The following is a 19383-nucleotide window of genomic DNA, read 5'->3' as shown; positions in this document are numbered from 1 at the left end:
ATCCACTGTCCTACAGCACCGCGCTCATCGCGTATTGCGCACGTAGTTCGTCCGCTACCAGCTTCGCCTCGGAGATGCTGGAGGCCGGCCGTTGGCCTCGCGGTCCAGTGACCTCACGGCGCTCTTTCTTGCCGGTGTCCGGGGTCGGCAACTCGGCCGGTGCCGACTCATCGGATTCGGCATCCTCCGGTCCTTCGTCCAGTGGTGAGCGCTCGTGGTTCCCGATCTCGTCCCGGCTTTCGATCAGCGCCGGTGGCGGCTCCTCAGCGGCTCCCGATATCCCGCCCGAGGTGGTCCTGGCAATCAACGCCTGCCGCATGCCGACCGGAGTCCGGCCTGCGGATTCCATCAGAGAGATACAGCTGTCCGCGATATCGTCGAGAGTCGGCCGATCCCGCGGCTCGAAGGCGAGCATGGAAGCGATCAGCGGAACCAGGTCTTCGGGGACGCCGTGCAGGTCCGGTCCGATATCGGGATTGGTGACCTGCGCGAGAACAGCGTTCCACCCGATTCCGTCGTAGGGGAACCTTCTGGCCGCCGCATATAACAGCACCGCGCCCAGTGCATACACGTCAGCGGCAGTCGTCAGCTCGGAACTGCCGCGGGCCTGCTCCGGTGGCATACAGCGAATCGTGCCGACCACCATTCCGCTGCGTGACAACGATTCGGAGTCCCCGTCCAGAAACGCTCCCAGCCCGAAATCGATGATCATGGGGCCGTCCCGGCCCATGATCACGTTCTGTGGTTTCAGATCGCGATGCAGCAACTTGGCCGCGTGCACAGCGTCCAAACCTTCGGCGAGCAACACACCGAGACTCGCGACGAACAGCGAGGGCAGCACACCATCGGCATCGATACATGTCAGCAGCGTCCGACCGGGAACGTATTCCATGGCCATCCACGGGCGCTCCGCGAAAGGATCCGCGTTCAAGAACCGCGCGACCCTGCCGGTGCCGATCACCGTCCGCGCGATCAGGGCCTCGCGCTCGAAACGCGCGCGGGTCTCGGGGTCGTGTTTGTCGCTGCGAATCAGTTTCACCGCCACCTGATCACCGCCCGGTGAATGCGCGAGATAGACCTCGCCCATCCCTCCCGACCCCAGTTCCCGGTCCACGGTGTATCGGTCGATCTTTGCGGGCATCCCCGTCATCTAACGCCCCAACCCTCCTGCGACACGTCTCTGCGGCGCCGGCCGAGACGAACAGGCGCTCAACAAGCGTAGTCGCCAAACGGACTGTCAATCCCTCGAAGAGACTGTGAATGGCCACGTGTCCCGCCGGGTGTGCGAGGGATCGCTCGCGCACGCGTCCGTCGCAGTTGTGCCGTTGCCGAGTGTCAGAGGGGCGAGCGAAGTTCTACTCGCGCACGCGGCGGTGTCACCGGTGACGGAACTGTGTGCCGCGAGCGGCCTCGCTGTCGCATCTGCGCCAACGTCCGACGGCTCGAGCGAGGGCAAACGTGTGCGAGGAAGTGATCGAGCACGTATTTGCATCAAATTTGATGCAAATACGTGCTCGAGTAATGCGCGAGAGGGGAATCGATCACGCAGCCGCAACAATATTGGTGCAGATGTGTGCACGAGTGGTTCTATTGTGCGTCGCTGGAGCGTAGCACAGATCCATCATTGTTGTTGTAGGTGCTGTATTCTGTTGAGCTGCAGTAGTTTTCACTGCCTCGATGGAAGTAGCTGAGTGGCAGGCCATCGTCGCGTTTCTGTCGAGGGTTCGGTTTCGGACTGTTGTGGGCTTCAAATGGGTTGCGGCGCGGGTGGAATCACCGATCGAATGTTGTCCATTGTGTTGCCGATCGTCTGTTGATGGCGACCGGCACCGTGGTTGTTTGGCCCGTGGCGGGGGTGCCTTGTTAGCCACCCGGACCGGCGTTCCTTCCACGCCCCAATATTCCGAGGCGCGGATCCATACGCTGTTCGGGAGCCATCACGTAGGTGGGAACAGCGTCAATGGTGTTTTCTGGTGGTCGAGGGATGCGAGGGGGTGTTGTTCTCCGGTGAGTATCGACAGTGCCATGGCGACTTCTTCGGTGGTCGCTCGTGTGTATATGAGTGTGGCCCCGTCTTGTCCGGTTGGTTCGGCATGGGCGGCGAATGCTCGGGCGATGGCGTAGTTGAAGTTGCGTTCGACCCAGGTGAGTGTGGTGTGCCGTAACCAGTGGGTCGAGATCTGTTGTGTTGCGACCCAGGGGAGTTCGCGGCCGATCCGCTGCCAGATGTAGTCGTATCGACGGCGAGTAATCCGACGCCGGTTCCGGTATCGCAGTAGCTGCTCGCCGGGATCAGGGCTTCTCTCACTGTGTGTGGACAGTCTGTTCATCAGCGTGGGCGAGACTGGTTGCCAGTGGACGGTACCGCCTTTGCCGTGCAGCCTGATTAGGCACTGTTCGGTGTCGAGATCTTCGGGGCGAAGAGCGAGTGCGCTTCCTGTGCGGCAGGCTGTTTCGAGATGGAGTCGCAGTAGCAGGGTGTCGAGGTCTGGGTCGTTGCCTGTTGTTGTGGTGACGTGGTTGATCTGCGCGAGTTGGCGGGGGGACAGCGCACGGCGGGTGCTCGGAAGGCGTCTGGGCTTATTGATGTGCAGAGACGAGTTGTAGGAAGCTGAGACGAAGCCGTCGTTTGCCGCGAATCGGTACATGCAGCGGAGTGCGCCGACCATATGTTCGGCGGCTGAGCGCCCGTCGCGGCTGTTGCGGCGCACGACGGCGTTATGCCTCGTTTCCTCGACGAGTGTCTGCAGCTCGAGTGCTGATGGTTCATTGAGTCTTCGGTCGGGCCAGCGTTCAGCGATGTGACGCCAGTACGGGATGTAGGTTCGTCGGGTGCCATGGGAAACCGCAGCGGTGACTCGAGGCACGTATTCGTCGAACGTAGGAATGCCCGCGTCGGCCGTCGTCGGGTTGAGCAATTCTTCGGGATGGATGCCTAGGCGTTCCAGGAAGAGTCGAGCAACCTCGAGTTCGTTCGTGCTCATGCCGAGACCGTGAAGAAGGCCAACATGGGTGACAAGGCCGTGTACACCACTGTCGGGGAAAGGATGATGACGACGTCGTGGGCGGGGTATGCCATGAGAAGTAGATGATCTCGTGGCGAGATACCCACGGCTTGTTGCACCGCTGTTGGAACGTAAATCTGCCCGAACTGGCCGATCCTAGGGTGTTTTCGCGTGGGAGCAGCACTGCGCAATGCGACGATTTGCTCGGCGACTGAGTATTCGATGGTGTGGCCCTGTAGCCAGCCCATCGGTTGAAAGACATCGGCGCCTGACAGGCGCCCACGCTTGCTGATCACCGAAACTGCGATGTGCAATGGCGATGGCGGGGAGTCGGATGTGGCCACGATAGGTGCTCGGGGTAGCGGAAGTCCGGAGACCTCCGACGCTGAGCGAGCGGGCACGTGGTCGTGCTGAGTTGACATGGGACTCGTTTCTGCCCCAGTCTGCTGATTCTCCCATCTTCCATAAAACCGGATTGCCAGTGATTTCGCCACTTTCGGTGCAGCGATCAGTGTGCCGAGCGTTCGGCTGAGTGCCGGGGGTCATCTGTCGTTGTTGGCTCCGCACCCGGCAACTCGGCGGCCGAACTGTGCTTGCTCGCCGTCGCGTTTCCGGGTGACTGCGGGGAGAACGCCCCCTGTGCAAACAGGAACCTGTGTGCACAGGGGGCATTGGCCGTATCTTTTTTACCAATTACAAGGGCGTCGTGAGTTCCATTGGAGAGCCCAGTTCATGATTCTCGCGTCAGCAAATTCCGTGGGCGAGGCTTCCGAAGCCGATGCTTCTTTGTAGTTGTGGCCCCGGTGTGAGATTCCCCCCATCGACCCTGCATCGTTGCTGGACCGGTGGTACCAAGGCCTCGAGAGCTGGCGGTGAGCAGTGGAAAGATCATCGGCGGCAGATGGATTCGCGAGGTTGAATACTCGGATGCGGCGTGTCACGCCTGCGTGTCTGGCGACAGCATGGCGGCTATGGACCTGGGGGTCCGGAGTACGGTTTGCCGATTGCGGTGACGAGGTAGACATCGAGTGCCTCGGTGTGCGGAGCGATGCTGATCCGGTAGGAGCGGAGCTCGCCGGTCGTTACGTCGCGGTGATGTAGAAGGTGGTCGGTGTCGCGGCCGTAGGTCACTGACAGGCTCGCTGCCCAGAGGCGACGGCATTGGTTGTTGGGCCCGAGCTGCCGGATGAGGTCGCGGGCTTGTTGGGAGTCGCGGTAGATGCCGAGGATGGCCTTGTTGTAGGCGACTGAGTGAGCGGCCTCGCGGTTCCAGTCGACAAAGACCTGCTGGGCTATGGGGCTGAAAATCCAGGTTGGGATCGAGTCGGTCTTCTCGATGCCGGGTAGGGCTGAGTGAAACAAGTCGTTGCAGGCCAGGACGTTCCATATCGGATCCACGTATGCCGCGAACACGCCCCGTCGTTCGAGGTCGTCGAGGTGACTTATCCAATCGATGTTGGCGGCCACGGACTGGCGAAGCTTGTCCACCGGTGCCAGATCCTCGGCCGGAGCACGTAGTTCGTGCAGGTGACGTGCTAGCAGTGAGTCGACCTTGTAGCCGGCGATGATCGCCTCGAGCGTCTCTAGTTTCGGTACATACCTGTCGGTTTCGATCTCGAACAGGTATGAGTCGCTGATGCCGTGGCGGTCGCGAGCTGTGGAGCGTGCTAGTCCCAGGTTTTCTCTGATCAGTCGCAACGTGGTCCCCAGCGTCGGGATGGACGGTTGCGGTTTGAGCCTGCTGTTGTTCGAACGGTATGTGGGACTCACGGAGTCCCCCCCTTCTGGTGTCTTCCGTTGCGAGATGTGCGGCGATACGATGATCGGTTGCCCCCAAGCACCAGCTTTGTGTCTACCAGAACAGGTAGGCCCCGGCAACATCTTCCATCTGAGGGAAACCGCCGATCGTGCTGGATCGCGGGGTTCGTGGGGTCGCGCACGCATCGAATGATGCTGCCGCAGAGGGAATCCGCGAAAAATCTTTTTTGCCGATCAGATCATGAAGTGGGTAGCAAACACCCTGCATGATGGCACTTTAGCAACTTGACGATCCATTCCTCACCTAAAAATAGGTGAACGTAAACCCTAGCTTTTCCGGTGGTTTCGAGGTTTGGATGTGAAGTGCAAGTCCAAACTGATTGAAAGGAAACCACATTGGACCCGCTCACTATTCTGGGATGGGCGAATGCCGCTCTGTCGCTGCTGTCGAATGGCTTGTACGTCGCAGGACAGGCACTGGCGCTCATCCTGCCCTTCATCTGACTGGTAAGACCTGAGAAGCGGCCTCCCAGAAGCGTATTCGCTGCTGGGAGGCACCTCGAAAAGCGCCCGCCCCCGCGCATCCAGGCCATAAATCACTATTTCCCGCCTTCACGATGAAGGGTTATTTGGCATGCCCGAATCCAGCAGAATTTCTTGCCTTCGCATACCTGATCAGCGAATTGAAACCGGTGCCCTGCGAGGGCGAAATCGTTTGTCCAGCAGTATCACCAGAGGCAGCCGCGCCGTCCTCGCGGGTGCACTACCCGTGGCAATGGTGTTGGCCGCCTCGACGGGAGCCGCCACGGCGGTCGACAGACCTGCCGCCATCGCCGACCAACCCGGTGTCACCAGCCCCGACCAGCCCGGCGCCACCACCCCGCCACCGCCACCGCCCTCGCCCGAGCCTGAACCAGCGCCGTCGGTGTACTACTCGCAGCCGCCGCAGATCCGCAATGACGCGACCTCGCGTCCGGCTCCGCCGCCGGAAGAGCCGGTGGAACCGATCAGGTTCGAGGACCTACATCTGCCCGAGCCTGTCGCGCCGGTCGCGCCGATCGAGGCGCCGGAGAACACGATCCGTGTCGGGCAGTGGCAGACCCCGCGCCCGGACTGGCTGCCTGCGGAATGCGCGGACGCCATCAACGATGCTGCCGCAGGTGCCGAAGCTCAGGTCGCGACGGCGCTGGACTCGATCGGGATTCCCGCCGGACGCTCGGACCGGGTCTCTGGTGCCACCTTGGCTGGTGCCGGAATCGGTGGCGCCGCAGGCGCTGTCGTCGCTGGAGTACCGGTAGCTGCCGCGGGAGCGGTGGTCGGTGGCTTGATCGGCGGCACTATCGGCGGCATCGCCGGAGCCGCGCTCGGCACAGTTGTGCCGGTGCCGATCATCGGCACGGTGACCTCCGGCGTCGCTGGAACAGCGCTCGGTGCCGTAGTCGGTGCCGCCGTGGGTGCCGCCGTGATCGGTGTCCCCGCCGCCGTCGTCGGTGCCGTCGCCGCGGGCACGGTCGGTGCCGGATTCGGCGCTGGAGTTGGAGTCGGGCAGCCATGACCATAGAGGTAAACAACCGCGCACGTGTCTTCGCCGCGGCAGTAACCACCGCTACCGCGCTTGGCCTGGCCGCCGCGACCACTGCCACCGGACCAGCTCAGGCAGTGCCGATCGGTCCCGGCTGCCCTGCGCTATATGTGCTCGGCGTCCAGGGCACCGGCCAATCCTCGCCAACCGCAGACCCACTCGCCGACACCGGAGTCGTCGGCGCGCTCATCGCGCCGGTCCTCTCAGCCGCTCCTGGTTTGGTGCAACGCAGCTACATTCCCTACGGCGCCGGGTTCGGTGGCGCCGTCCCTGGAGGCGGACCGGACCCGTATGTGGTGTCGGTAACCGACGCCCGCAATCAACTCGACGCCGCTGCCGCCCAGATCGCCGAAACCTGCCCTGGCACGATGATCGCCGGGATCGGCTATTCCCAAGGCGCGCAGGCGATGTCATTGTTCGCACGTGATGTCGGTTCGGGCGTCGGGCCGGTCGCGCCGGATCGGATCGCCGGGATCGCGCTGTATGCCCATCCCGACCGCGCCCCGGACGCGCCGATCTTCCCCGGCCGCCCGGGGCAGACCGTGCCCGACCCCGCGCCCGGCACCGGCGGTGCGGCGGTGTCGGCGGTGCAGATCTCCAACCCGCCCGCTGGTGGCGGCGGTATCGCCGACGGCGCGACCGGTTACGGGGCACTGACCGGCCGCGTTGCCGATATCTGCACCGATGGTGACCTAGCCTGCTCGGCGCCGGACCGGGCCGCGCTGCTTCGCGTTGGTGCCGAGATCGCCGCCCAAGCCGACCTGCGCGACCCGATAGCCGCAATCGGGTCAATGAACAATTTGTTCGCCGCTGCTATGGGTGATGCATGGACGAGCGTGGTGCTCAACGACTTTCAGGTCGGCGCGGGCAACGTCGACTACACGCCTCAGCAGAGTTTGGCAGGCCGGTTGATCGAGGCCGCCGACCCCCGTACACCTGGCCCGAGCCCGGAGGAGATCGGTGCGGCGGGTGCGCGGTGGAACGAGATCACCGCCACCGTCGCGGCGAACCCGATCGGCCTACTGCCCAAACTCGCCGGTCAACTCGCCGCGGCATGGGGACAGTTGGTCACCGATAACGCCGACCTGCTCAATCCCGCGGTCTGGGTTCGCTACGCCGACACCGTTGCCCGACACAACAACTACGCCATCAACGGGCAACTCAATTCGGGCATCGCCTGGATGGTCGCCCTCGCCCACGATATCGCCGGGAGCCGATAATGTCCGATTCCACCACCATCGATGACTTCTACAGCATCCCCGATGACTTCTACAGCATCCCCGAAATCGACTTCACCCCCAAACCGGGGGAGATCCAGCGCCGCCGCAGCGTAAACACCCCGGGGTTACCCGGCGCGAAGCGCGCGTGGCAGCTCGTCTACGCCACCCGCACCGCGTCCAACGCCCCCATCCCGGCGTCGGGGATCGTGATCACACCGGACCGGCCGGACACCGCTGGAGCAAGCCCGATCCTGGTGTACTGCACGGAATTCCACGGCCTCGGCGGGCGGTGCGCACCCTCGCAGTTGCTCGCGGGGGAGGGGACCGAACCCGCAGCCTCATTCATCGCCACCGCGCTTGAGCGCGGCTGGACAGTGGCGGTGCCCGACGGTCAGTGCTTGGGCATCACCGGGTTGGGACCGCACATGTTCCTGGCCGGTCGCGCCGCCGCGCACGCGGTGCTCGACCTCGCCCGCGCTGTCCGCGCCGTGCCGGAACTGGACTCCGTGAACGCGCCGTGCGTGGTGTGGGGATACGCCGACGGTGGACGCGCCGCGATCTGGGCCGCCGAGCAGCATCCCCGGTACGCGCCGGAGCTGGATCTACGTGGCGTCGCCGCCGGGGCGGTCGTGGCTGATCCCGGGGCGCTGATCACAGAGATCGACGGCGGGCCCTGGTCGGGGCTGGCACTGGCCGGACTGATCGGCCTGACGCGAGCGTATTCCCATCTGCCGGTGGGACACCTGCTCACCGACGAAGGACACCTCATCGTCGAGCAGGCGCAAGAACTCGACGCGGCGACGCTACTGATCACCTATCGCAACCAGCCGCTGGGGCACTGGTGCGAACGCGACGACCCCTGGAACGACCCCATCTGGCAGTACGTGCTGGCCAATGAGGCCAGCGGCTACGCGACCCCAGCGGTACCCGTTCACCTCTACCACGGCACTGAAGACGCCCTCGTGCCGGTCGCGATGGGACGGCACCTGTTCGCCGAATACCGATCTCTCGGAGTCGATTTGAGCTGGCGGGAATACCCAAACAGTCACAGCGGCACCGCCACCGACGGCGCTCCCGAAGCCATCGTGCAGCTGGCGAACTACCTGGCCCGCCGACCCGAGCGCAGCAGGCGCCCGGAACCACCGCGCCCACAGACCACCTGAATCGCCTGCCCGCACCTGCGAACCCCTCGCCCGGGTGCGGGCAGGCCCCACAACGAGCACAGATCGAGGTGAAATCCCATGCATCCCTGCACTATCAGGACTCGGACTTTGCGGTGCGCCGCCGCGACGGTACTGATGTCGGTCGTCGTGTCGGTGGCCGGTGTCAGCACGGTGCACGCCGATGACGGTGTCCCGCTTGGCGCGAAGTGTCCCAGCCTGTATGCGCTGGGGGTGCAGGGCAGCGAGGAGGGAGCTCCAGAGGCCGGGATTGTCAGCGACTCCGGGGCGTTGGGCCAGGTCTTCGGTCCGCTGGCCACTGCCGCAGGGGATCTCGTGCAGCGCGCCTACGTCCCCTACGGCCAAGCGGCCGACGGGAAGGCACTGCCGTATGACGCCGCGGTCACCGCCGCCGCGGAGCGCCTAGAGCACATGGCCGCCGAGGTCGCCACACGCTGTCCCAACACCAAGATCGCCGGCGCCGGCTACGCCCAGGGCGCAGCCGCGGTCTCTACCTTCGCCCAACGAGTCGGAACCGGCAACGCCCAAGTTGCTGCGGACCGAGTCGCTGGAATTGCGTTGCTGGCCAACCCCACTCGCGCGGCCAATACCTCGGTATTGCCCGGCCTGCCACAGGCAACCACACCCGCCGCGGCACCCGGCACGACGGGGGAGAAGGTCGCCTCCATCACACTGAGCAATCCAGCGTTGACCGGAATCGGGATCGCCCCTTCGGCGGGGTCGAGCGGGTATGGAGCGTTGGTCGGGCGAGTCGCGGATCTGTGCGTAGCAGGCGACGCTACCTGCGACGCACCGGCTGGGAGCCCGCTGGCCACCACCGTGGCCAACATCGCCGCACGGTCGGATCTGCGAGACCCGATCGCCGCGATTTCCACTGTCGCGCAGGCGTTGTCGGCGACGGTCTACACCACCGCGGTGAATGTGGTCAACGAGGACCTCAGCGGCACGAGCCTCGATCAGCTGTCCTATCAACCCAGCAAATCTCTCGGTCAACGCCTGGCCGAAGCGTCCACTCCGACCACGACACCACCAGCACCTGCCGACGCCCTCTCGGCACTATTCAAGCTCGGCACCATCGGGCTCGGTGCCGTCGTGTCGGTCGCGCAGAAGGTATTCACACCAGCGACAGTTGCCGAGCTGGCGACTGTCGGCATGTCCAATCCTTGGGCGGCGATCGCCGCGTTGGGCACCAAGCTCGCCGCAGCGGTCGTGGAGTTGATACCGCCCCAGACCGCCAGTCGCTGGATCAATCAAGCCTTCGACGCGATCACCAGCACCATCACCGACCACAGCGAGCTCTACACCCTGGCCAGCTCCGCCAAATACAGCGACACCACCGGCCGCCACGGCTCCTACCAAACCGTGCCCGCCACACAAACCGGGCACTCAACGCTGCGCGCTACCGCCGACTGGTTCACCGCCCTGGCCCGCGACCTCGCCGCCACCGGAAGCACCTCAGCCCCACCACAACCCGCCACCCCCTCGACGAGCACACCACCCACCCCCAGCGCCACCGCCGTGACACCAGCGGCCCCCACGTCGAGCACCGGCCCCTAGACCCCTTCGGGCGGAGCCCGAATCCGCCCGACGTACCCAAACCTTGTCGGCTGATTCTCCCCTGGCCACCCGCCCGAAGGGCCCGCCCTGCCCGCCAACCACACCAAGGAGGTGAGAACCGAGATGCCCAACACCCGAACCGATATAGACACCGATCATGGTGAGGGCTGGCTGCATCGCGGCGAACCTGTTGCCCTGCAAACCATCTCGCCAGCCACCGGCGCCGCGAACCCTGAGCGCGGCACCGAATGGCAGTGGATCAGCCAGCCACCCGCGCAATCTGCCAGCGGCAGAACTCGCGCGGGCATACCGCGGCGGGTGTGGATCGGGCTTACCGGCGCACTCGGTGTGGCCGCCGCGTTGATCGCTGTGGGAATCGGCTCGATCGCTGACCGTCCGGACATGGCCGCGGTGCTCCCCACGGCGACCGCGAGTCCTCCGACAACGACCTCACCACCCGGTGGCGCATGCACCGGGCTGTCGGGGCAGACCGTCACCGACACCGCTGGTGACACCCACAGCCCGCCAGGGGTGATCGCGGCCTTCGAGCACGCCTACTACCGACAGCGCAGCGCCGAAGCCACCTTGAGGCTGGTCGCCCCCGAGGCTGGTCTCACCCTCGAGGGGCTGGCAGCGGGCATCGGCTCGATCCCAATCGGCACCACCCACTGTGTCGCGATCACCCCGATCGCAGAGGGCACCGCAGAAGTACATCTGGTCGAGCAGCATCCCGATGGCCAGCGTATCGACTACCTGCAGTTGATCAACGTCGGCCACGGCCCAGACGGCGTGGCCATCACCAACATTCAGAAGCGGGGCTGAGCGATGGCCGCACCGCTGCACCTACACGACGACCACCGCGATCTAGGGCAGCGTCTCGACCCGGGCACCATCGCCGCGCCGGAACAATTGGCGCCGGTGCGGGAGACACCGCTGCCGACCACCGGTGCGCATCCACCGCTGTTCGCGGTGCTCGGCGCACATGGCGGTGCCGGAACCTCGACGCTGGCGCGGTGGTGGGCACCGGCAGCCGACACCGGTCTGGCCTGGCCCGGATCATCGCGCACGACCCAGCACGTCATTATCGCCGCCCGCCTGTGCATGCCCGGCCTCACCGCGGCCGCTGAACGGCTCCGCGAATGGCACGCCGGACTGACACCTGAGGGTGTGGAGGTGATCGGGCTGGTACTCACCGCGGCTCGCCCGGGAAAGGTCCCCGCTGTGGTGCGCCGGTATCGCGCTGTGGTCGCCGAGTTGGTCGCCCACATTTTTGAGATCGGCTGGCACGACGAACTCGTCGTCTGTGAACTCACCGAACTTGCCCAGTATGTGCCATTCGCCCCACCGCCACCGCGCCGATCAGGGCTGCGCGATGCGGTCCCCGCCGACGTGCACCACGCCGGAACCCAGATCATCACCCACCTCGCAGCAACCCGTTCGATTGCTGCACAACCCGATTCGGAGAAAACGCCATGACCACCGCCTACGCGGTCGGCGAGGCGATCACCGTGCTCGCCCAAGAAATCAAACCCACCCCCATAGCGCCGCCGGGCGCAGACAAGCTGATCAACCTCGTCAACTACCTGTCCTGGATCGTCATGCTCGCCGGCATCGCATCGCTGATCTACGCCGGCGGCAAATTCGGATGGGAGCGATTCCACGGCGGCGCGGTCGAATCACCCAAGATCATCCTCGGCGCCCTCGTAGGCGGCATCATCGCCACGAGCGCCGGAACGATCATGAACGCCGTCGTCACCGGAGGCGCATAACCCATGCGCCACTTCCCGATTCATCCCCAACGCTGCGCAACAATGCCCGGTAGCTGGAGAGCCGACACCCGGATCCCGTCTACGGCGCACACACGCGAACACAACGTGGCCCATCATCGCGACGCGGACCCGTTCACGATCGCCGCCCCCGACGGACTGCGGCTCTCGGCCGCACGCCTCGGCCCGGCGCATCCTCCGGCGAGCGTGGTCTATGTCCACGCGATGCTCACCGACTCCACCTACTGGACGCCGCTGACGGAGTGCCTACACCAACGGCTCGACGGCGGCATTGCCCAGATCGTCTATGACCAGCGCGCACACGGCACTTCCGAGCATGCAGCCCTCGGCGCCCGAGCCATATTGTCGACGCTGGTCGATGACCTCGACACGGTTCTCGCCCACGCTCACGGAGCGGTCGTGCTGGTCGCGCACTCGGTGGCATCGCTGCTGGTGCAGGCATGGGCCGAGCAGTACCCACGCCGTGCCCGCGCCTTGGCGGGGACCGTGTTTTTCAACGGCTGCCCCGAATTCCCCTGGCGCCCAAACCCTGACGTCCACGCCGAGGACAGACGCTCCCGACGCGCAACGCATCAACTGCTCGAGGAACTGACCACCTACCTGTTCGAGCCGCCGCTCCGCTTCCGAACGCAGCGCCGCAGCCCGTTCGACACCGTCGGCGGCGCGACGCGCCTCGAGAACCTCGAAGCGATGCTCGCCGACCTCGCCGTCTACAGCGGCGCCGCCCTGACCGCTGAGGCAGCCAGCGTCTTGCGAGCTGTCCCGTCCTGGGTACTGACCGGGCGGCTCGACCCCGTCGTCGCACCGAGCAGATCCCAGCATCTGGCCGAACGGATCTGGAGCGACTACGACAGCATCCCCGACGCCGGGCACTCCTTGCCCTACGCCGAACCGGGCAAAGCCTGCGAGCCGATCCTGGCCGCACTCGAGGTCGCCTACCGCACCCAACAACAGCACGGTGGCCCGCTGTGATCGCCAAACCACTTCCTGCGCAAGTGCTTTCGCCGCTGACTCAATTGCTGGGCTACCTGATGTGGTTCGTGCTGCTGCTGTGCATCGCCCGCGCAGTGTGGGTCGGCGGGCTGCTCGCGATCCGCATGTACCGCGAAGAAAGCGTCGAAGGCCTCCTCGGCGCACTGCTAGGCGCGGCCCTGCTCGGATCGGCCAGCTCCATCGCCATCACCGTCCTGCCCACCTGACCGAACGAAGGAGACCGACCCCGTGAACCCCTTCCGCACACACCGGATTGGCGTCGTGGCCCTGCTCGTGTTCACCGGAACGCTCGCCGTAGCGGGCTTGCTCGCCTGCAGTGGCCAGGACAGCAACGGATCCGCCCAGCCGAGCGCCACCGTAACTGTCACCGCGCCAACCGGATTGCGCTGGCAGAGCTTCCAAGGCGTGGACCTACCAGTCGCTGACCAAGGCCCCGAGCGCATCGACGGACCGGTAGCCAGCGGATTCGACCGCTCACCAGCAGGTGCGGCGCTGGCCGCGATCCACTCGACGGTGCGGATGTCGATCGCCACCGACAGCCAATGGCCCACGGTCGGCCAGCGCATGCTCGCCGAGGGACCGGGCCGCGACAGTTGGGCCACCGCCCGCGCCCAGGTTTCGATCACGGCACCGATCGCTAGCGGCGCACCGAAAGTCGCGGGCTACGTGATCGCCCAGTACACCCTCGCCGACGCCGCCGTCGACATCTACACCATCCACCCCGACAACTCCATCACCCGCAACAACGCCCACGTCTTGTGGCAAGGCGGGGACTGGCGGCTGCACCTACCCGAGGACGCGACTTCACCACCGGTTACCACCGCTGCGGTGCTCCCCACCGACATCGTCGCGTTCACCCCGCGCTGAGGAGCCCAACTCATGAGATCTCATCGCCTGCTGGTCATCTTGCTCACCGGTGTCGCCGCCGTGGTGATCGCGGTGTTCGTACTGACCATCACCAACAACAGCTCTCGCGACATCCCCGCTGACCCCGGCAATACCCCCGCACCGACCGAGCGCACCTTTCCCGAGTTGCCGCCGACCACGATCCTGCCGCCGACGACAGACCTGTTCGGCAACCGCCTCGAAGTGCCCAACGACGAATCCGGTGTCGCATTTGCCCAAGATCCGAGCACCCGCAACGACCCCGCCAGTCCGGACTACCTGACCACACCGCCCACCCGGATGCAGTGGCAGCGCGGCTGGGGTGGGGCGGCACTCCCGGCATCGGGCAGCGACGGACCCGCCCGGATTCACGACGGCATCGCAACAGGATTCGCCCACACCCCGCAGGGCGCGGCCCTGGCCGCCGCCGACGCACTCGCCCGCGCTCTAGCCGCACCAGACCGGGTCTGGCAGCAGGTCGTGCGGGAACGCTACTACGGCGGAGGCCAAGCGCTGCTCGACCGGTTCGCCCGCTCGCGCGAACGCACCCGCGACGCCGCCCGTTACGTCGTGGTGCCCGACGGCGTCCGGATCCAGCCCGGCTACCGCGAAGACCTCGCCCTGGTGCAGTTCGCCACGCACAACGACATCGGCTACACGATCTCGACCTGGCCGATGGCCTGGATCGACGGCGACTGGCACGTGCGTGTGCCAGAGAACATCGAAACACTCTGGGGCCCAGGCACTTCCGCATCATCGCTGACCGGATTCGGAAACTGGAAGGGCCTGTCGTGACCGATATTGCCCTCGCCGGTACTCCAATCACCGCGATCACGACATGGCGAACCCAGTTGCCGATTCCCGATGTCTGCGACATGCCACTGGGGCCGCAACAGGCATGCGAACAACTCGGACAGGCCGCCTCCGACGCGGCCGGCTCGGCCCTCGACGACATAGTCGCGCAATTCGCGGAGAGCTTCAGCAACATCCTGCGGTTCGTCATGACCTGGTGGACAGCGCTGCCCTCTCCGCAACTGACCGACAACCAGGGAGGACTCGGACCGACGTTGTCGGGCATCCGGGAATACACCAGCGGCCTGCAGGTGCTGCTGCTCACCTGCGGAATCATGTTCGCGGCGGCACGGCTCGCGCTGGCCAAGCGCGGTGGGGTCGCTGGTGAGGCACAGGAAAGCCTGCTGATGTTGGGCCGGGCAGTGTTCGCCTCAATGGCCTTCGCCGCGGTCATCACCGCCGGAACCCATGCCGGTGACGCCTTTGCCGAGTGGGTGATCTTCGACTCATCCCGAGGCGACGCCCACAACATCGTCGCTGAGCTGACCCAATTCGATCTCAGGACGAACAACTCCGGAATGGGAACTGGTGTCCTATTCGTGCTGTTCCTCCTCGGGATCATCAGCATGCTCATACAGCTGGTGATGCTGGTGCTACGGCAAGCCTTGCTGATTCTGGTCGTCGCCGTGATCCCGATCGCGGCGGCTGCTTCTGGGACAGGGCCGGGTTCTCAGGCATACAAGCGTCTATTGAGTTGGTCGCTGGCGTTCGTGTTGTGGAAGCCGGTCGGGGCCTTGATCTATGCGATGGCGTTCACCGTGGCCGGGCGTGATCAGAAGGATCCACAGCTGGTGCTCCTAGGCCTGATCTTGCTGGTCATGACGGTGATTGTTTTGCCTGCGCTGATCCGGCTGGTCGCACCCGCGGTGGCCACCCTCGGCGGCGGTGGCGGCGCGGCGGCCGTGCTGGCAGGCGGCGGCGCAGGAATCGCGATGGCATCGCTGGGCGACCGCTCGGGAGGCCGCAAGGTCAGCGAAGGCGAGAACGACCCTGGCGGTGCCTCACCACCCAAGGAGCCGCCTCCAGGAGGCGGTGGTGGCGGAGGGGGCCGCCCGATGCCCGACGGCAGCGGTGGTACTGGCGGTAACGGTTCCTCCGCCTCGGGGGCGGGCAGCTCAGGGGGCGGCCACGGTGGCTCGGGCAGGGGTTCGAATGGTGGTGGTGCACCGCCACCGGGAGCCGCGGCATCGAAGGCGTCGAATGGGGCCGGTGCGGGCGGCGGCGGGGAGGCGGCTGGTGCTGCTGGCGGCGTAGCCGGTGCGGTCGCGTTGGGTGCGCAGCTGGGGGAGCAGGGGGTTTCGGCCATCGAGAGCCAGACCCGAGACGCCACCGAGGGTGGTCTGGATCCGGATGCGTTGGGGCCGGGGGAGGTTCGGCGATGACCACGCGCATGTACGGCCGTTGGGAACGCCCTCGCTCGGCCGGGTTCTTCGGGTTGACCTGGGGTGTGTCCATGCTCGGGCTCGCCTTGATCATCACCGTGATGGTCGGGTTCATGCTCACCCGGTCGCTGTCGGTGGCCGCGAGCTTGGTCGCCGCCGCAGCACTGGTATTCACACCACTGGCGATCACCCGCAACGGCCGCACCGGCTGGGAGATCGCCTTGCTGCGCATCCAGTTCGCCGCTGCCGCAGCGCGCGGTGAGCACGTCTACCAGGCCGGCCGGTTCTCCAAGATCCCGGGCATCGCGAAACTGCCTGGGCTGCTGGCAGATTCGCGGCTCTCGGAGTACGAGACGGCGGGCGGGAAACGCTTCGCCATGATCCACATCCGCCGCAGCGACCACTACACGGTGGTGCTACGGGTGATCCCACGCGGCAAAGAACTCGTCGACCAAGCCCAGATCGACTCCTGGGTCGAAGGATTCGGCCAGTTCCTGGCGACTCAGAGTCGCGGTGGGGAAGTCGTCGCGGTGACCGCGGTGTTGGACAACGTCGTCGAGACCCGCCTCAAGCAAGCCCGGGAGGTCGCCCGCCTGGTGCGCCCGGATGCTCCGGCGTATGCGAAGGCGGTGATGCGGGAAGCCGCCGCCGATATCGGTGGGGTTGGGGTGCGGATCGAGGCGCGTATCGCGATCACCTACCGCGCGATCGGCAAGGGCCGCATCCGTCGTGATGAGGCCGAGCAGGCCCGCGAGATCGGGCAACGCCTGCAAGGAGTCTTGTCTCAGCTGGCCCGTGCCGGGCTGCCGGCGACACCGCTGCAGGCGTGGGAGGTCCTCGGGCTGGTGCGCACCCGCTACGACCTCGCCTCCCAACGCGATGTCGAAGCCGCCGGTGCGGAAATCGTCCGTACACAGTCGTGGGACTCGGTCGGCCCGCTGGCGCATCGGGACCGCTGGGATCACTACCTGCACGACGGTGCCCGCTCGATCACCTGGGAAATGGACGCCGCCCCACGCGGTGCGGTCATGGAAACCGTGCTCGAGGAGTTACTGCGCCCGCGCGCCGACGTGCCACGCAAGCGGGTGGCGATCGTCTACCGGCTGCATTCTGCTGCTGAGGCAACCACGTTGGTGGACTCGGACTTTCGTGACGCGGTCGCGGCGGAGCAGACCGAACGCGGGATCGCGAGCGCGTCGGCGCGGATCCGGGTCGGCAATACCCAAGCCGCCCGGGAGGAGCAGGCGCGTGGGGCGGGCTTGACCCGGTTCGGGGCGCTGGTGACGGTCACCGATCACCTCGACGGGGACCTGCCCGGCATCGAAGCGTCGGTGAAAGCGATGGCCGCTGCCTCCCGCTTGGGGGTGCGGCGCTGCTACGGCAGCCAGGCCGCCGCATTCGCGGCCAGCCTCGGAATCGGGTTGATCCTGCCCGAGCACACTTCCATTTCCAAGGGGGTGTCGTTGAATTGAACTCCCACCGCGCCAAGGGATCTCGCCCCGCCCGCACCGAAACGATCGCCGGTGTCCGAGTTCTCACACCACACACGCGTGCCGCGATCGAGACGGCCGCTGCCAAGTCTGGGTTGCGTGGTTGGCGGGCACGGCTGGCGATATCCAGCGATGACCATCGCCGGGCCACCGCGGCCCGCCGCGGGGAGGAAACCGGCCGCGCAGGCTTCGACCGATCGCTGCTGGCGCTGACCGATCGCGGCTACCGTGGGCTCGGCGGTGGCCGCGCCGCGGTGGTGCCTGGTATGCGGGAGTGGCGTGCGACAACCGTGCAAGTGGGCGGATTGTGGCCGTTCACCGTTGGTGCCAGCGCGCCCACCGTCGGCACGCCGGTCGGCGCGCACTACATCACCGGTGCCCCGGTGCATTTCGACCCGATGAGCTGGTTTTTGCGGGGCTTCATCACCGCCCCGATCGCGTTCGTTCTGGCACTCAATGGTTTCGGCAAATCCAGCCTGATCCGGCGCATGGTGACCGGCGCGGTCGCGGCCGGGGAAACCGTGCTGTGCATGGGCGACACCAAACCCGACTACCGCGACCTCGTCGTGGAACTCGGCGGGCAAGTCGTCGACGTCGGCTACGGGCACGGCACCATCAACCCCCTCGATGTCGGCGCGCTCGGTGCTGTGGTGGGGCGACTCACCGACCCCGACCAGCGCCGCCAGGTCACCGCGCGGGTCGAAGCCGGGCAGGTCAACATCGTCGCCGGGCTCATCGAACTCGTGCGCGGATCCCGTGTCGCCGACTACGAAGAAGTGCTCCTCGCCGCCGGATTACGCGAACTCTACAGCCCCGCAGGTGGTTTCAGCTACGAACACCCGCCGATGTTGTCGAACCTGCTCGAGGTCATCTCCGGCGGTGGCGAGCAACTGCGCCAGTTCGCCGAGGAAGACGACGAACCCGCCTACCGTGCGAGCACCAAAACCTTGCGCAGGTCCCTGCGTGCGCTGGTCGAAGGGCCCTTCGGTGCGATCTTCAACGGGCCGACCACCACCCGCCTTGATCTGGCGAGTCCCGCCGTGTGTGTGGATGTCAGCCGCATACCTGAAGGCGACACCAAACTCTTGGCGGCGGTGCTGATGGTCTGCTGGAGCGAGGGCTTCGGAGCGGTCGCCGCCGCGCACGCACTCGCTGATGCCGGACTCGCCCCGCCACGCACGTTCGAAGTCGTCATGGACGAGATCTGGCGGGTGCTCGGGGTGGGCGAATTCATGGTCGACCGCGTCGATGCCCTCACCCGACTCAACCGTGTCCTGGGCACTGGGTTGATCATGTGCTCGCACACGATCAAGGACCTGTCGAGCTTCGATTCGCCTGCCGCGCAAGCGAAAGCGCTCGGGTTCTTCGAGCGAGCTCGGGCGAAGCTGATCGGTCCGGTGGGGCCAGAGGAGATCGATCGCATCCGTGCTGCGGTCGGTATCACTGATACCGAGAAACGCCTGGTCACCTCGTGGGCGGCTCCTCGGCCACCCTCAGATGACGACCTGGACCCCTCACGCCGCGAAACCCCACCCGGCACAGGCTGCTTCCTACTCAAAACCGGTGAAGCCAACGAACCCGGAATCCCGTTCCGGCTGGTATTCACCCCCACCGAGCGCGCCGCCGATATCCACAACACCAACCGCCGCTTCGACAACCTGCCTGCAGCAGGGGAAGCGAGTAGGTGGTGA

At 65.9% G+C, this 19383-nt stretch carries 18 protein-coding genes; 14 read left to right on the top strand and 4 right to left on the bottom strand.

What is annotated here, in order from left to right; translation table 11 throughout:
• Nucleotides 1–10: 10 nt before the first annotated feature.
• The 4 genes from ACQP1G_RS38405 to ACQP1G_RS38390 form a co-directional block, all read right to left on the bottom strand.
• Nucleotides 11–1141, bottom strand: a complete 1131-nt coding sequence (locus ACQP1G_RS38405) for a serine/threonine-protein kinase (protein ID WP_433194579.1) — start codon at nt 1139–1141, stop codon at nt 11–13.
• A gap of 796 nt (nt 1142–1937) precedes the next feature.
• Nucleotides 1938–2984, bottom strand: a complete 1047-nt coding sequence (locus ACQP1G_RS38400) for a tyrosine-type recombinase/integrase (protein WP_433194578.1) — start codon at nt 2982–2984, stop codon at nt 1938–1940.
• Complete coding sequence (locus ACQP1G_RS38395) at nt 2981–3301, bottom strand: hypothetical protein (protein WP_433194577.1); 321 nt, start codon at nt 3299–3301, stop codon at nt 2981–2983. The genes ACQP1G_RS38400 and ACQP1G_RS38395 overlap by 4 nt, the downstream gene beginning before the upstream one ends.
• A gap of 673 nt (nt 3302–3974) precedes the next feature.
• Nucleotides 3975–4775, bottom strand: coding sequence for a helix-turn-helix domain-containing protein (locus tag ACQP1G_RS38390; RefSeq protein ID WP_433194576.1), 801 nt, complete (start codon nt 4773–4775; stop codon nt 3975–3977).
• Nucleotides 4776–5478: 703 nt separating this feature from the next.
• On the opposite strand from ACQP1G_RS38390, the gene ACQP1G_RS38385 reads away from it, so the two are divergent.
• The 14 genes from ACQP1G_RS38385 to ACQP1G_RS38320 all read left to right on the top strand — a co-directional run bounded on the left by ACQP1G_RS38385 (nt 5479) and on the right by ACQP1G_RS38320 (nt 19383).
• On the top strand, nt 5479–6318 hold the full coding sequence (locus ACQP1G_RS38385) for a hypothetical protein (protein WP_433194575.1): 840 nt from the start codon (nt 5479–5481) through the stop codon (nt 6316–6318).
• Nucleotides 6315–7565 carry a cutinase family protein gene (locus tag ACQP1G_RS38380; RefSeq protein WP_433194574.1) on the top strand — a complete coding sequence of 417 codons (1251 nt, stop codon included), beginning with the start codon at nt 6315–6317 and terminating at the stop codon, nt 7563–7565. The genes ACQP1G_RS38385 and ACQP1G_RS38380 overlap by 4 nt, the downstream gene beginning before the upstream one ends.
• Nucleotides 7565–8728: a lipase family protein gene (locus ACQP1G_RS38375; RefSeq protein ID WP_433194573.1), complete on the top strand. Its 1164-nt coding sequence runs from the start codon at nt 7565–7567 to the stop codon at nt 8726–8728. Before ACQP1G_RS38380 ends, ACQP1G_RS38375 begins: the two co-directional genes overlap by 1 nt.
• A gap of 78 nt (nt 8729–8806) precedes the next feature.
• A complete protein-coding gene (locus ACQP1G_RS38370; RefSeq protein WP_433194572.1) occupies nt 8807–10303 on the top strand; it encodes a cutinase family protein in 1497 nt (498 codons plus the stop codon).
• 123 nt (nt 10304–10426) lie between these two features.
• Nucleotides 10427–11125, top strand: coding sequence for a hypothetical protein (locus ACQP1G_RS38365; protein WP_433194571.1), 699 nt, complete (start codon nt 10427–10429; stop codon nt 11123–11125).
• Nucleotides 11126–11128: 3 nt separating this feature from the next.
• Nucleotides 11129–11779 (top strand): DUF6668 family protein, encoded by a 651-nt coding sequence (locus ACQP1G_RS38360; RefSeq protein WP_433194570.1) that lies wholly within the window; start codon nt 11129–11131, stop codon nt 11777–11779.
• The gene (locus tag ACQP1G_RS38355; protein ID WP_327100330.1) at nt 11776–12072 is read left to right on the top strand and encodes a hypothetical protein; all 297 of its coding nucleotides are present in this window, start codon (nt 11776–11778) and stop codon (nt 12070–12072) included. Before ACQP1G_RS38360 ends, ACQP1G_RS38355 begins: the two co-directional genes overlap by 4 nt.
• A gap of 42 nt (nt 12073–12114) precedes the next feature.
• The gene (locus ACQP1G_RS38350) at nt 12115–13062 is read left to right on the top strand and encodes an alpha/beta hydrolase (RefSeq protein ID WP_433194569.1); all 948 of its coding nucleotides are present in this window, start codon (nt 12115–12117) and stop codon (nt 13060–13062) included.
• Nucleotides 13059–13289 (top strand): hypothetical protein, encoded by a 231-nt coding sequence (locus ACQP1G_RS38345; protein ID WP_433194568.1) that lies wholly within the window; start codon nt 13059–13061, stop codon nt 13287–13289. The genes ACQP1G_RS38350 and ACQP1G_RS38345 overlap by 4 nt, the downstream gene beginning before the upstream one ends.
• A 55-nt stretch (nt 13290–13344) precedes the next feature.
• The gene (locus ACQP1G_RS38340; protein ID WP_433194567.1) at nt 13345–13950 is read left to right on the top strand and encodes a hypothetical protein; all 606 of its coding nucleotides are present in this window, start codon (nt 13345–13347) and stop codon (nt 13948–13950) included.
• Nucleotides 13951–13962: 12 nt separating this feature from the next.
• Nucleotides 13963–14763, top strand: coding sequence for a hypothetical protein (locus tag ACQP1G_RS38335; protein ID WP_433194566.1), 801 nt, complete (start codon nt 13963–13965; stop codon nt 14761–14763).
• Nucleotides 14760–16202, top strand: a complete 1443-nt coding sequence (locus ACQP1G_RS38330; RefSeq protein WP_433194565.1) for a hypothetical protein — start codon at nt 14760–14762, stop codon at nt 16200–16202. The genes ACQP1G_RS38335 and ACQP1G_RS38330 overlap by 4 nt, the downstream gene beginning before the upstream one ends.
• Nucleotides 16199–17674: an SCO6880 family protein gene (locus ACQP1G_RS38325; RefSeq protein ID WP_433194564.1), complete on the top strand. Its 1476-nt coding sequence runs from the start codon at nt 16199–16201 to the stop codon at nt 17672–17674. The genes ACQP1G_RS38330 and ACQP1G_RS38325 overlap by 4 nt, the downstream gene beginning before the upstream one ends.
• Nucleotides 17671–19383 carry a hypothetical protein gene (locus ACQP1G_RS38320; RefSeq protein ID WP_433194563.1) on the top strand — a complete coding sequence of 571 codons (1713 nt, stop codon included), beginning with the start codon at nt 17671–17673 and terminating at the stop codon, nt 19381–19383. Before ACQP1G_RS38325 ends, ACQP1G_RS38320 begins: the two co-directional genes overlap by 4 nt.

This window comes from Nocardia sp. CA-107356, from assembly GCF_050946365.1.
Lineage (GTDB): Bacteria > Actinomycetota > Actinomycetes > Mycobacteriales > Mycobacteriaceae > Nocardia.
Note: the sequence above shows the minus strand (reverse complement) of the source record. Positions and strands in the feature narration are given on the sequence as shown.

Coding starts and splice junctions, on each gene's coding strand:
- ACQP1G_RS38360 (WP_433194570.1), top strand. CDS start 11,129: ATGGCCGCACCGCTGCACCTACACGACGACCACCGCGATCTAGGGCAG.
- ACQP1G_RS38350 (WP_433194569.1), top strand. CDS start 12,115: ATGCCCGGTAGCTGGAGAGCCGACACCCGGATCCCGTCTACGGCGCAC.
- ACQP1G_RS38365 (WP_433194571.1), top strand. CDS start 10,427: ATGCCCAACACCCGAACCGATATAGACACCGATCATGGTGAGGGCTGG.
- ACQP1G_RS38335 (WP_433194566.1), top strand. CDS start 13,963: ATGAGATCTCATCGCCTGCTGGTCATCTTGCTCACCGGTGTCGCCGCC.
- ACQP1G_RS38405 (WP_433194579.1), bottom strand. CDS start 1,141: ATGCCCGCAAAGATCGACCGATACACCGTGGACCGGGAACTGGGGTCG.
- ACQP1G_RS38400 (WP_433194578.1), bottom strand. CDS start 2,984: ATGAGCACGAACGAACTCGAGGTTGCTCGACTCTTCCTGGAACGCCTA.
- ACQP1G_RS38370 (WP_433194572.1), top strand. CDS start 8,807: ATGCATCCCTGCACTATCAGGACTCGGACTTTGCGGTGCGCCGCCGCG.
- ACQP1G_RS38380 (WP_433194574.1), top strand. CDS start 6,315: ATGACCATAGAGGTAAACAACCGCGCACGTGTCTTCGCCGCGGCAGTA.
- ACQP1G_RS38325 (WP_433194564.1), top strand. CDS start 16,199: ATGACCACGCGCATGTACGGCCGTTGGGAACGCCCTCGCTCGGCCGGG.
- ACQP1G_RS38375 (WP_433194573.1), top strand. CDS start 7,565: ATGTCCGATTCCACCACCATCGATGACTTCTACAGCATCCCCGATGAC.
- ACQP1G_RS38355 (WP_327100330.1), top strand. CDS start 11,776: ATGACCACCGCCTACGCGGTCGGCGAGGCGATCACCGTGCTCGCCCAA.